Genomic DNA, 12,956 nt, shown 5'->3' with positions numbered 1-12,956 from the left:
CGCACGGCGTCCGGGTCGGCGCCCCGGACGTGCCTTTGCGCCGGCGTCCTGGCCAGTTTGCATGCGTCCGGCGCTGCGCGCGGGGTGCAGCCGGCCAGGCGGACGAGCTTCGGGGACGGCACGATGGATATGCCGTGAGGGCGCCGTGCGCGCCCCGGGATAGATTGACATGTTCACTCTGGTGGCTTAAGAATCGACGTTCGATAAAGTGGGGGAGTTTGCGTGTGCGCGCTCGCTCGCGATTTCGAGCCGCGTACGCGTGTGCGGGGAGGGCGCATGAGTATCGTCAGCACGAATCTCAAGAAGCGAGGGCGTCTGCGCGAGCACGGGGAGGAGCAGGCGTATCACCTGGGCTGGTATCCGCTGGCCCTGTGCAGCGAGCTCAAGAGCGGAGAGGTGCTCGGGAGAGACTTCCTGGGCGGCCGCGTCGTCCTTTACCGAGATGCCGCGGGTCAGCCGGTCGTCCAGAGCGCTTTTTGCCCGCACCTCGGCGCCGACCTGTCGGTCGGCGACGTCGTCGACGGGCAGATCCGCTGCGCGTTCCACCACTGGTGCTTCGACACGTCGGGCAAGTGCGTCCAGATCCCCACGGAGGGCAAGATCCCGCCCGGGGCCCGGATCTTCACGTACCCGAGCGCCGAGGCGTGGGGGCTCGTCTGGGCGTTCACGGGGGAGAAGCCGCTGTTCGACCCGCCTCGCGTCCCGAGGGCCGAGGAGAGCGGGCTCGTCTACAGGACCCAGTCGAACGGCATCGTCCCGTACGAGCCGTGGCTGCCGGTGACCAACGGGCTCGACTTCCAGCACCTGCGCGCCCTGCACAACATTCCGATCGTCGAACCGGACATGATCCAGGTCAGGGAGTACGGCATCGAGTACACCATCACCGAGCCGAACAAGCAGCGGCACGGCCTCATCACGGGGGCGAACACCTTCTCGCTTTACCGGAACGACGGCGGCCGCGAGTCGTTCACGCTCTTCAGCGGGACGCCGCTCCGTCCCGGGGAGACCCTGGTCTTCTCCGTGGTCGCCGTGCGCAAGGAGGACCCGCAGTCCGAGGAAGAGCGGCTGGCCGCCGAGCGGCAGCTCGACGCGATCGGCGCGCTCACCGCGAGGCTCCTGGAGGAGGACGACCGGGTCCTCACCACGATCCGCTTCCGGCAAGGCGTGCTGGTCGCCGCCGACCGGCACCTCGCCAAGTACCTGAAGTACGTGCGCGAGTTCCCGCGCGCGAGCTTCATCGAGGCGTGCTGACGTCTGCATCGACGACCTCGTCGGGCGGATGGGGCGGCCCGCGGCCTCCGGTCGCCTCGCATCCCGCTCGCGGTAGGCGCCGGTCGCGCCGCGCTGGACTCGTATTCTGTAGTATTTGGCTAGGGCGACAAACGGGTTGGAACCGCCTGAAAAGTGCAGAAATTCGAGCCGCCAGGACGCCAAGGACGCCAAGGAGAGAATCAATTCTTGGCGTCCTTGGTGTCTTGGCGGTTGAGCTCTCGCTTGTTCAACGTGATCGGTGCTCCAGGGGGGTGCTTTCATGGCCATTCCGTGTGCCTGCGCATCTCCAGCGTTCGCTGGAGATGATGCCTTGCGGGCCCTCGTCGCACGGCAGCTTTCTCCAGGCGGGCTCGCGCCATGAGCCCGGGACGCCGCGCGAGCGTCGCATTCATCCTGGCGACGGTGCTCCTCGACAGGCTGGCCATCGGCGTGATGCTCCCTGTGCTGCCGCAGCTCGTCAGCAATTTTCTGGGCGGCGACGTCGGCGCCGCGTCGGGGTATTACGGCGCCTTCATCGCCCTGTACTCGGCGATGCAGTTCCTCTTCGCGCCGATCCTCGGCGCGCTGAGCGACCGCTTCGGCCGGCGCGCGGTGATCTTGAGCTCCCTGCTCGGCGCAGCGATCAACTACGCGCTGCTCGGGGTCGCGCCGGGGCTCGGCTGGCTCTTCGTCGGGAGGATGATCGCGGGGATCACCGGCGCAAGCTTCTCGGCGGCGAGCGCGTATATCGCCGACGTCACCCCGCCGGAGCGGCGCGCTCAGAGCTTCGGGCTCATTGGAACCACCATTGGCCTCGGCTTCGTCCTGGGTCCGGCGCTGGGTGGGCTCCTCGGCGACATGCACCTGCGCATGCCGTTCTTCGTCGCGGCGGGGCTCAACCTCCTCAACTTCTCCTATGGGCTGTTCGTGCTCCCCGAATCGCTCCCACGCGAGAGGCGCCGCCCCTTCTCCCTGCGCCGCTCCAATCCGCTCGCGTCTCTCGCGCGCCTCGGGCAGCGACCCGTCCTGCTCGGCCTCGCCGTCACGATCTTCTGCGTTCAGATGGCGCAGCAGATCCTGCAGTGCGTGTGGCCGCTGTTCACCGCAGCGCGCTTCGGATGGCGGCCGCTCGATATCGGCATCTCGCTCGCGGCGGCGGGCCTCGGCATGGCCGTCGTGCAAGGCGCGCTGATCCGCGTCATGGTTCCCCGTGTCGGTGAGCATCGCTCGTTGCTCTTCGGGCTCGCGCTCGGCGCGGTGAGCTTCGTAGGCTTCGGCCTGGCGGACAGCGGCTTGTGGATGTACATAGTCCTCCTGCCGAGCTCGCTCGGGTGCGTCGCCGCGCCGGCTGCGCAGGCGCTGATCTCGAGCGAGGTCGAGTCCTCCCAGCAGGGCGAGCTCCAGGGATCGCTGGCCACCATGGCCAGCTTGACCGCCATCGTCGGGCCGCTGCTCGGTGGCGGCCTGCTCGCGCGCTACGCGCCTCCTGGCGCCGAACCCCATATCCCTGGCGCGCCGTTCTTCGCCGCCGCCTGCTTCAGCGCTGCCGGGCTGCTGCTGGCGCTCCGGATGTCAGCCCCGAGTCGGCCTGCTGCCGGGCGTCGAGGTGGCGCGCTCCCCGGGCGCGGAGCTTCGGCCGCGGCACCGGGGGCGATCGACAGCGCGCCCGGCCGTCGCGGACTCCGCGACGCGGGCAGCGATGCCGCGTCGCGAGGACGGTGATGAGGGCTCAGCGGAAGAAGGCGAGGATGACGCCGGCGCTCGACGCCCAGAGCAGGATGGCTCCAATGAGCGGACGGTCGTGCAGGAGCACCTCTTCGGGGCTGCCCCCCTCCTGGCGGAGATGTATCAGGTATAGATACCGAAACACGCCGTAGATGACGAACGGGATCGTCAACATCATCAGGTGATTCGCGGGGAGATTGGCGGCGGTGAAGGTGTAGAGCGAGTACGCCATGATCGTCCCCGCGGTCACGATCCCGATCAGCTGGTCGAGCATTCCTCTCGTGTATTCCTTCAGGATCGGGCGGTGCTGTGCGGCGTCGCCCAGGACGACCAGCTCATGTCTGCGCTTCGCCAGGCCCAAGAAGAGCGCGCCGAGGAGGGTCACCGTGTAGAGCCACGGCGAGATGTCCACGCCGAGCACCACCGCGCCGCCTACCGCCCTCAGGACGAATCCCAGCGCGATGACGAGCACGTCGAGGATGACCATCTCCTTGAGCGCGAACGTGTAGAGCAACTGCATGAGGAAGTAGCACGCGCACAGCGCGGCGAAGAGCGGGCTCAAGGCGTAGCCGAGCACCGCGGTCACGAGAGTCAGCAGGACAACCGCGCGCTGGGCGAGGCGAGGGGGCAGCGCCCCCGACGCCAACGGCCGGTTCCGCTTCACCGGGTGGAGGCGATCCCGCTCGATGTCCTTCAGATCATTCAGCAGGTAGACAGCGCTCGACAGGCCGCAGAACAGCAGGAATCCGCCGGCCGCGCGCCCGAGGTGGGTCCACATGCTCTCGGTGAACGGGGTCCACCGCTCGTTCACCGTGAAGAGGAAACCGCCGAAGAGCAGCAGGTTCTTCGTCCATTGTCTCGGCCGCATGGCGCGGAGGAGCGCGACGGCCGCGCCCGGCCGAGGCCCCACCGCCAGCGTGCCGGCTCGCGCACCAGGATCGAGGTTTGTTTGGCTGTGTGGTGATGTGGGATGCATGATCCTCCTGGATGGGAAAGGTCGTCGTCTGGTCGGGCGTGGAGACAGCGGTCCACCGTGGGGCGACCAGCCCGCTTGAACCGCTTCTCCATCACCGCTGCTCAGGCCGAGGATTCCAGCGCAAGATCATACCGGTCGGCCGCTCGCGGCTCGGTGACCGGCCTGCGCCTTCGAAGGATGCTCCAGAAGAGGAGCGCGAAGCCCGTGCCCTGCGCCACCATGGAGAGGACGATCCCGACGGGCAGAGCCATCGGTGGGATGGTGGTCGAGATCATGAGCCATGTCGCGACGAGGGCCAGGGCGGCGCGACGGTCGTGCACCTCCGCCGCGAGCAGCGTCATCAGCCACTGCGTCGAGACGATGACGTAGCCGGGCGCGAACGGCGCGCGCAGCGCGCCGAGGCTCAGCAGCGCGAGCCACGCGCACGCCTTCAACCTGCGGTCATCGGGCAGCCTGCGGTCGTCGAGCCGGCGCGCGGCGATCACCGCGAGGGCGAGCACGAGCACCGTGTAACACCAGGTGACGGAAGAGGATAGCGAAAGCGACATACCGGGCACGCCGAGCGCCGACAGCTTCAATGGTATTCCGAAGACCGAGTAGTTTCCGACCAGGGCTGCCGCGGACCGGCCCATGAACCCGAACGCCTCACCGCTGGCGAGGCGTGGAACCTGGTAGCTCACGAACGCGACGAAGGGACCTGGTCCGAGCACGATGAGCGAGGCGACCGTGAGGAAGATCGCGAAGCCAAGAACCCAGGCGGCGTCCCGCCAGCGCCGCTGAGCGAGCAGGTAGATCACGAGCAGGCCGGGCCAGAGCTTGGAGAGGATGCTGAAGGCGAGCAGCGCTCCCCCGATCGCCGGACGGCGATTCTCAAAGGCGACCATGGCCAGGACGGACAATGCGATCGCGCTGATCTGGAAATTGCCGAGCTGGATGCCCAGGAGGCTCGGGAGCGAGACCCATGCCAGCGGCGCGAGCAGCGCCGCAACCTTGCCCTCCCTCCCGCCGATCCAGCGGGCCAGGCCGAGGAGCGCGGCGGCGAGCAGCGTCGCCTGGACAGCGAACCATACTGTGCGAAGGACGAAGAAATCTCGCGTGAAGAGGGTGGCGAGGCGCGGAAGGAGCAAGAAGGGCGGAGGATACTGGTAGGCCTCGAGCATGAATGGCGCGATATCAATGGCCGACGGAGAGGGCGAGGGGAGGCCACTCGACGCGAGCGGCTCCTGGTAGACGTTCGCGACGCCATGACGGCTGAGCTCGGCCGCGTTGATGTATGCGCCAAGGCAGGCATGGCGCACGAAGAACGCGCTCTCCGGTACCAGCGAGGCGCTCACGGATGATGGATCGGCCATGAAAACGCTCAATCGCGCGGTCTGGAGCACCACGACGACGCCGAGCGCCGCCCACAGCCCTGCGAGCAGGCGGCGCCGCCGAGCCGTGATGTCGATCGACTCCGGCAGGTGGCTCGCGACCCAGGGCAGGCCGAAGCCGGAGATCGCGAGGACCGCGGCGAGCGGCACGAGGAGCGGAAGCAGGACGCCGCGAGTCGCGCCGATCCCTATCGCGGCAGCGCCGGCGAGCAACACCGCTGCTCCTTGCGTCGCGCGCCCGCCCGATGGGTGGTTTGAGAGGATCGCGAAGACGATCGCGCAGGCGAGCGGGATCAGGACTGCGACGAGCGTCAGGAGCGATACCGAAACGCGCTCGAAGGCCCCGGACGCGGCGCCGATCGGTCGCCACAGCGCGTGCAGCACGATCGGCGACGCAGTGCTGGTGGCGACCAGCGCGATGAAGATCCTAGCATATCTCATGGACGTGCTCTCCTTGATCGCAGTGCTCGGATGAGCTGACAGCGAGCCGTGCGCGACGCCGCCCGCGCGTCGGTCCAGTCGTCGCGCCTCGCGGCGGCGTGCCGACCCGGAAGGCCGGCTCGCCGCGGGCTCATCGGCTTGTGGCTCACGCATGAATGCACGCTCAGGGCTCGCCAGTTTGGCTGTCGATCGAGTAAACGCGCCGCCTCAAGGTCACGGAGGCAGTCACGGTTTGGCTCGCGGTCCAGGGCGGCTCGACGGGCTGCAGAGTCCATACCGTTTGCGCGCGCTGCTCGGTAGGAGAGGCGATGCCGGTCACGAGATCCGCGTGCTCATCCAGGGATATCGAGAAGCCGCCGGGGGCCGACAGATCCAGCGTGAGGCCCTCCGGCGCGGGTGGAATCGGGAGTTCGTCTCCGACACGCCCCGTGGCGCGGACGGAGCGGAGCTCGAGCTGTCCGCCCACGATCCCTGCGGTGAGGATCTCCTCCGTCAAGGCAGGCGAGGTGGTCGTCTTGTGTACCGTGAGCTGCTCGCCGTCGATGTCGGCGATCTCGTAGGTATGCCGGTTTCCGAGGTTATCCCGGTACACCCACCGCTCACCCACGGCGATGCGGCGCGGAGCGCTGATGGGCCGTAGCTCCAGGTGCCCGTCGTAGAAGGCCCCGATCTGGAAGCCCGCGGAGTAGAAGCCGGCGGCGCCGCCGAACGCCGGGTTGCCGAGCGCGAAGGGCACCCCGTCGATGGTCAACACGCTCTCGGGGCTGACCGGCGCGCTCGCTTCGGCCCACAGGATGGCGAGGTCGCCGCCATGTCCGCCGGGATTGATCAATCCGCCCAGCTCCGGCGATGGCGGGGCCAGCCCCGCGGCGTCGAGGACGATGCTCTCGTCCTGGTAAGAGCGGAACCGGACCTGCACCCTGGGTACGCCGTCGCCCTCGCTCACCTCGAAATGGATGGGCCGGTACAGTATCTCCCGCTCGGTCAGGAGCGCCGCCCGATCGCTCACGAGCTCGCGATCGCTGGAGTGATCGATCTGGGTCCCGTCGCGCAGCGTGATGAATGCTCGGATCAACGGCTGCTGACCGGCGCGGTAGGTTATCATGGATTCGACCGCCTCGTAGTCCGGATGGTCCGCGAGGAAGACGATCACATGATGGTCATACCGATGGAAGGCGTTGAGGAACGGCTGGAGGAAGCCCTGCAAGCTGCGCGGTTCCTCGCAAGGCATCGCCGGCGCCTGGGCGGGGACGCCGATCGGGAGCCCCAAGGCGAACACCAGCAGAGCGAAGCGGTTCCGATACGAGCGCATGAGGTACGCCATGGCTATCTCATCCTTGCCGGGGATCGGTTGTGGGAATTCTCGTGTTCGATCGCGCCGTGTGACTCGCGGCTTCCGGGCGTGAGCGCGCGGCTGTGGCCGCGGCGATCCGGAAGCCGCTGGCTGGTCTGCGAGGCGAGACGAGCGCGGCCCGCCCCGGGCGGCGCGCTCCTCGGCCCGGGCCGCGTGCGCGGCCTCGCCTACGGCTCGGTCGTGTCGGCGCCAGCGTGCGCGCCGTGCACGCCATTCGACCCGCGCGCCGTGCTCACGGGGGATCCGTGCCCCGCCTCTCCCTCGACCCCGCTCGCCCACTCCCTGGCCGGACCGAGCTTGAACTCCTCGTGCAGCACATTGACGGCGTGGTCCGCCGCGCGCTCGTCCACGAGGCAGCTGATCCGCAGCTCGTTCGCGATCAGCCCCGACACGGCGATGCCGTGCCGGGTCAGGCTGCGGCAGAGGCGGGCGGCGATCCCCGGGTGCGAGCGGATCCCGATGCCCACCAGCGACACCTTGGCGAGGCCCCCCGACACCCGCACCTCGCCTCCCCCCTCGCTCGTCACGAACTGCTCCAGGCGCTGCCTGGCGCGCCGCAGCTCCCCCGCGGGCAGCGTGAAGGCGATGTCCACGCGGGCGCTCTCCGGGGCGCCGCCGGGGTGGCAGAGCATGTCGACACAGACGTTGAGCTCCGCCAGGATGCCCGTCACCTCCGCGATCAGCTCCGGGCGGCACGCCACGCCGGCGAGCTCGACCCGCACCTGATCGCGGCTGCAGGCGAGCCCCGTGAGCACCTTGCCCTCGAGCGTGCGCTCGCGGTCGACGACCCACGTCCCTTCCTCGTCCGTGAACGAGCTGCGCAGATGCACTGGAACCTGGTACTTCATGGCAATCTCCACGCTGCGCACCTGCAGGACCTTGGCCCCCAGGGACGCGAGCTCGAGCATCTCTTCGTAAGGAATGGTCCGGAGCTTCCGGCCGGCCGGGCAGACGCGCGGATCGGCCGTGTAGATGCCGTCGACATCCGTGTAGATCTCGCAGACGTCCGCCCCGAGCGCCGCCGCCAGGGCCACGGCGGTCGTGTCGGAGCCGCCGCGGCCAAGGGTGGTGATGTTCCTCGAGCCGTCGGTCCCCTGAAACCCCGCGACCACCGCGATCTGCCCCCGCCCGAGCGCCCTGCGGATCGGGCCGTCGTTCACCCCCTGGATGCGCGCCCTGGTGAACGCGCTGTCCGTGAGCACCGGCAGCTGGTGCCCCAGGAACGAGCAGGCCTGTCCCCCCTCGGCGTGGATGGCGAGGGCGGTCAGCGCGACCGACACCTGCTCTCCCGTCGAGACGATGACGTCGAGCTCCCGGCCGTCCGGGAGCGGGAGCACCTCGTGCGCGAGCGACAGCAAACGATCCGTCTCCCCGCTCATCGCGCTGACCACCGCCACCACGTCCGCGCCCGCCTGCTGGCTCTCGAGCGCGATGCGCGCCACGTTGCGCATGCGCTCGATGCTCGCCACGGAGGTGCCGCCGAACTTTTTGACGAGCAGCGGACGGCGCGCCCCGCGCTGTGGGAGCCTGTCCGACGATGGCCTCACTTCGTCGCCTCTCCCAGGCCGAGCGACAACCTGCCGTTGGTGCCGTTGGCGCCGCCGCGGGACGACGACCGGGGCGGGGCCTCGGACGCCGGCGCCTCGCCCGCGGCGAGCACCACCTTCTGGAGCTGCGTCAGGACGGCGGACGCCGACTCGCGCTGGAAGACGTTCCGCCCGACGCATAGCCCGGTCGCGCCGCGCGCCACCACCTCCTGGGCCAGCCGGATCATCTCGTCCTCCGAGCGCAACGCGCCGCCCGCGAAGAACACGGCGGTGTGCTCCACGATCCCCGAGAGCAGCTGGTGCACGTGCGAGGGCTGGGCGGGCGCCTCGAGCTTGAGGGCGTCCGTCCCGAGCTCCACGCACGCGCGCATCAGGTGGCGCAGCCGCTGCAGCCGCGCCTGCTCTCCGTCGCTCGGGACCTTGTCGTAGAGCATGGTGAGCACGGGCATCCCGAAGCGCTGCGCCTCGTCCACGACCGCCCCGAGCTGGCTCAGGTTGTGGGCGTCGTTGCTCCCGTCGAAGTTGAGCTGCAGCGAGACGGCGTCCGCGCCGAGGCGCAGCGCGGCCTCCACGGACGTCAGCCGCTCCTTGACGTTCGGGTTCGGGGCGAGCGACGTCATGCCGTTGAGGTGGATCATGAGGCCTGCGCCCCGGATCAGCCCCGCGGTCGCGAGCCGCTCCACCATGCCCTTGTGGGCGATGATGCCGGTGATCCCGGGGTGCCCTATCCAGCGCGCCACCTGCGCCACGCTGTCCAGCCCCTCCACCGGCCCGATCGTGAGCCCGTGATCGATGGGGACGATGATGCCGCGTCCGCACCGCCGATCCAGGAAGCGAGACCAACGAATCTTCTTCGGAAATCCATCCATGGCAAGAGCCCCCCGTCGTTGCGAGCGCGCGCGTGGTGCGCGCGCGGCGAGCGCGCGTGTCCGCGCGCTCAGGTTTCGATGATGTGCTCGTCGACCTTGATGCCCACGTGGCGCCCGGGGTTGGCGAGGTGCGCGAGCACCTCGTCGCCTTGCCGGAGCTCGGTGATGTTGAGCGGCTTGGCGTCGTCCGAGAAGATGCGTACGTGCCAGTCGTCCTGCATGATGACGTTGATGCGCTCGCCGGTCTGGAACTCCGCCTCGATGAGGCGCAGCGGGCGGACCTCCGTCTTCATGCGCCCGACGCTCGCCCGGCGCGCGCTGCCGGTGCGGTCGACGATCATCACGGGGGAGCCCGCCCTGAGCTCGGTCATGTAATCCGTGCGATTGCCGAAGTTGTAGACGTAGCTGTGGACGGCGCCCGCGTTGACCCGGAAGGGCCTGAGCTCCATGTACGGCAGGAAGAAGACCTCGGGACAGCACAGGATCCCGCCCTGCGAGGTCGACCCCACGAGGATGCCCTCGGTGGGCGAGAACAGCGTGGTCGTGTCGATGCAGCTCCGCTCGCCCATGCCGATCGGCGCGCTCTTCACGATCGTGGCGACCTCGAGCTTCACCGCCGCCCGATCCAGCCGGCCGAGCCGCGAGACGAACTCGCTCAGCGCGCCGTGGGAGCGCGGCGAGAACATCACGCCGTCCGCTCCGACCTCCATCACGCCCAGCGTGACGATGGCGTCGTCGACGTCCGTGGGAGAGTTGATCTCCTTGATGAGCATCGTGTTCGTCGCCTGCAGCGTGGCGATCACGAGCTCGAGCGGGATGTTGGTGGGGTCGCGGAAGCGGATCATCAGGTACGCGTGGCGCTGCCCCTCCGCGATGGACTGGTGCAGGCTCTCCCCGTCGTCCACGTACGCGCGGAAGCAGGTCTTGTGCCCCAGCTCCGCGGCCTTCCCGAGGAGCTGCACGTCGGGGCTCGCGATCACCACGTCCTTGCCGCCGTTCGGCAGCGGGGCGAGCCGCGCCAGGTCCTCGGCGCGCTCGGCGTGGTAGACCTTGAGGATGCGCGACGGGACGGCGGGCGCGAGCGCGGCCAGGTTGTCCGGATAGAGGACGATCCCGGTATAGGCCAGGTTGACCACCCGCTCGAGCATCCCGTCGCAGTCGCTCGGGGTCGCGAGCTTCGTCGAGTCGAACCAGACGACGAGGGCGTCGGACGCCGCCATCCGGTTGCGGTCTCCCTCGACGCGCTCGAGCCGGATGCGCTCGCGCTTCTCCATGGTGACCGCGACGCCCTTGTCGCTGCCGAGGCTCGCGGCGCCGCCGCCGTTGGTCACAGGTGTCATGCTCATGATCGTTCCCCTCCTCCAGTTGTCATGCGATGTCGCGCTCAGACGCGCGCGACGGGCTTGTCCACATAGACCGGTTTGCCCAGCATCCCGAACGAGACGGGCTCGCCCCTGTCGTAGAGCGTCCCCTTGGGGACGAGCTCCACCTGCACGCGGGCGCCGTGCGCTCGCGACAGCTCATCGAGGAGGTCCGGCGCGATGCGGTCCTCCTCCCGCTCGCGCTCCACGATGAAGCGGAGCCCGTCCTCTGCCGGCGAGGCCCTCCAGAACCGGCGGCTGGGCAGCCTCGAGACGATCGCGTCGAGGTCCCAGAGATCGAACGGCTCGCCGCGCACCCAGAGCGTGTCGTCCGCCCGGCCGCGGATCTCGAGCGTCGTGCGCTCACCGCACGCGCAGCGCTCGTCGAGGCGCCTCGCCCGGTCCCCCGTCACGTACCGGATCACCGGCGTCGCCCGCCGCGTCAGCGACGTGACGACGAGCTGCCCTGTCTCCCCCGGCGCCACGCTCCGCTCCAGCCGGTCGTCGAGGAGCTCCATCAGGAAGCAGTCCTGCCAGGGGTGCAGCCTGCGCTCCCGGCAATCCATCGCCTGAGGCCCCGTCTCGGTCATCCCGAAGTTGTCGTACACGGGGACTCCCCAGATCCGCTCCACGAGCGCCCGCCGGTGGGGCGAGAGCGGCTCTCCGGCGCAGCAGATGGCGCGCAGCCGAGGGAAGTCGCGGCGCGGATCGAGGCCCGCCATATCGGCCGCCTCGGCGATCATCACCGCCGAGAGCGAGATCGTGGCGAGGACGGTGACGTCGAGCTTCCTCATCAGCTCCAGGACGCGCGGGAGCGGGGTGATCGTGGTCCGGCTGTCGGCCGCGATCGCGCACGCCCCCCGCTGCTGCGCGGCCATCTGGACGAACGGCCCGATGGTGGACAGCGCGTAGGGAAAGCGGATGAGCACCCGGTCCTCGCTCGTGAACCCGACCCCCCACCGGGAGAACCGCTCCCGGATCTCCGCGAGATCCCGGCCCGTGTACCACACCGAGACGGGGGCGCCGGTCGTCGCGGAGGACTCGTGGTACTGGAGCAGCTCGCGCTCCGAGACGCACACCACCCCGTGCGGCGATTGCTCGCGCAGCTCGCGCTTCGTCATCAGCGGGACTCTCCCCCACTCCTCCCACGACCGGAGCGGGGCCTCGGGCAGGCGCTGCCGGTAGAACTCGGAGCGCCGCGCGTGCGCGAGCACCTGGTTGACGGCCGCAAGTCGATCCGGAAAGACCATGGTCCGCCCCCTCGCTCAGGCGCTCTCCAGGTGGAGCAGCGCGCGGATGTTTCCGCCCAGGATCTTGTCGCGCTCGCCGCCGGAGATCGGCAAGAGGAGCACCTTGTGGATCTCCGCGGCGGGGTGCGACAGCGGGTACTCGGAGCCGAAGATCACCTTGCTCGCGCCGGCCTGCTGCACCGACAGGAGGATCTGCAGGTAGCTGCTGAGCGAGGTCTCCAGGAAGAGGTTGTCCAGCGTGGCGGCCGCGGTCGACGCCTCGTTGTCGACGTGCCCGGCCCCCATGTGCTCCAGGATGAAGCTCGTTTTCGGGAACCGCCGCGCGAGCGCCACGTAGTCGGACGTGTTCGCCCCCGGCCTGAACGCCACGTGGGAATAGATGGGCACCTCCCGCTCGCCGCAGAGGCGGGCCAAGGGGGCCATGACGTCATCGCAGAACGAGAACCTGTGGACCAGCGGCGTGACCATCAGCCCGCGGAGCCCCCTGTCGAGGTACCGCTCCGCGACCTCCACGGCCCCCGGATCGCACGGGTCGACGCAGGCGAGCCCGCGCAGCGCGGGGCTCGCCTCCACGGACTCGACGACGTAGTCGTTCTTCGGGACCGCGTCCGGCTTGTTCTTGCCGGTGATGTACGTGTTGAACCGCCGCACGTCCAGCATCCCGCCCGGGCAGACGACGCCCTGCTGGATGCCGCCTCGCTCGAGCTGCTCCAGGTAGTTCTCGGCGGAGCCGTAGCTCGTCGGAGACACGTGCGCGTGCGCGTCGATGATCATCGATGACCCCCTGTCTCTCCTCGGGTTGCCTGTCCTCT

Annotated in this window: 10 protein-coding genes; 2 read left to right on the top strand and 8 right to left on the bottom strand. The window is 69.3% G+C overall.

From position 1 onward, the window contains the following. Window positions 1–276: 276 nt before the first annotated feature. Together WMF31_RS27105 and WMF31_RS27100 are read left to right on the top strand one after the other, a co-directional pair. On the top strand, window positions 277–1,251 hold the full coding sequence (locus tag WMF31_RS27105; protein ID WP_436604720.1) for a Rieske 2Fe-2S domain-containing protein: 975 nt from the start codon (window positions 277–279) through the stop codon (window positions 1,249–1,251). A gap of 378 nt (window positions 1,252–1,629) precedes the next feature. Beyond that, window positions 1,630–2,973, top strand: a complete 1,344-nt coding sequence (locus WMF31_RS27100; RefSeq protein WP_436604719.1) for a TCR/Tet family MFS transporter — start codon at window positions 1,630–1,632, stop codon at window positions 2,971–2,973. 7 nt (window positions 2,974–2,980) lie between these two features. Here the strand turns inward: WMF31_RS27100 and WMF31_RS27095 are convergent, their stop codons facing one another. From WMF31_RS27095 to WMF31_RS27060, 8 genes are all read right to left on the bottom strand, one after another. Next, entirely contained in the window at window positions 2,981–3,952 is a 972-nt protein-coding gene (locus WMF31_RS27095; RefSeq protein WP_436604718.1) for a decaprenyl-phosphate phosphoribosyltransferase, read from the bottom strand. A gap of 101 nt (window positions 3,953–4,053) precedes the next feature. Then, a complete protein-coding gene (locus tag WMF31_RS27090; protein ID WP_436604717.1) occupies window positions 4,054–5,763 on the bottom strand; it encodes a glycosyltransferase family 87 protein in 1,710 nt (569 codons plus the stop codon). 163 nt (window positions 5,764–5,926) lie between these two features. Beyond that, window positions 5,927–7,087 carry a hypothetical protein gene (locus WMF31_RS27085; RefSeq protein WP_436604716.1) on the bottom strand — a complete coding sequence of 387 codons (1,161 nt, stop codon included), beginning with the start codon at window positions 7,085–7,087 and terminating at the stop codon, window positions 5,927–5,929. Window positions 7,088–7,284: 197 nt separating this feature from the next. After that, window positions 7,285–8,664, bottom strand: a complete 1,380-nt coding sequence (locus WMF31_RS27080; RefSeq protein WP_436604715.1) for an aspartate kinase — start codon at window positions 8,662–8,664, stop codon at window positions 7,285–7,287. Next, entirely contained in the window at window positions 8,661–9,533 is an 873-nt protein-coding gene (locus tag WMF31_RS27075) for a class I fructose-bisphosphate aldolase (RefSeq protein WP_436604714.1), read from the bottom strand. Before WMF31_RS27075 ends, WMF31_RS27080 begins: the two co-directional genes overlap by 4 nt. Before the next feature lie 68 nt (window positions 9,534–9,601). Beyond that, the gene (locus WMF31_RS27070; protein WP_436604713.1) at window positions 9,602–10,879 is read right to left on the bottom strand and encodes a 3-dehydroquinate synthase II; all 1,278 of its coding nucleotides are present in this window, start codon (window positions 10,877–10,879) and stop codon (window positions 9,602–9,604) included. A gap of 38 nt (window positions 10,880–10,917) precedes the next feature. Continuing rightward, window positions 10,918–12,144 carry a phenylacetate--CoA ligase family protein gene (locus WMF31_RS27065; protein WP_436604712.1) on the bottom strand — a complete coding sequence of 409 codons (1,227 nt, stop codon included), beginning with the start codon at window positions 12,142–12,144 and terminating at the stop codon, window positions 10,918–10,920. Window positions 12,145–12,159: 15 nt separating this feature from the next. After that, window positions 12,160–12,918, bottom strand: a complete 759-nt coding sequence (locus WMF31_RS27060; protein WP_436604711.1) for an amidohydrolase family protein — start codon at window positions 12,916–12,918, stop codon at window positions 12,160–12,162. Window positions 12,919–12,956 lie beyond the last annotated feature (38 nt).

Origin of the sequence: Sorangium sp. So ce1036, assembly GCF_051369805.1 — a bacterium.
GTDB lineage: Bacteria > Myxococcota_A > Polyangia > Polyangiales > Polyangiaceae > Sorangium > Sorangium cellulosum_F.
This window is presented reverse-complemented; position numbering and strand designations above follow the sequence as displayed.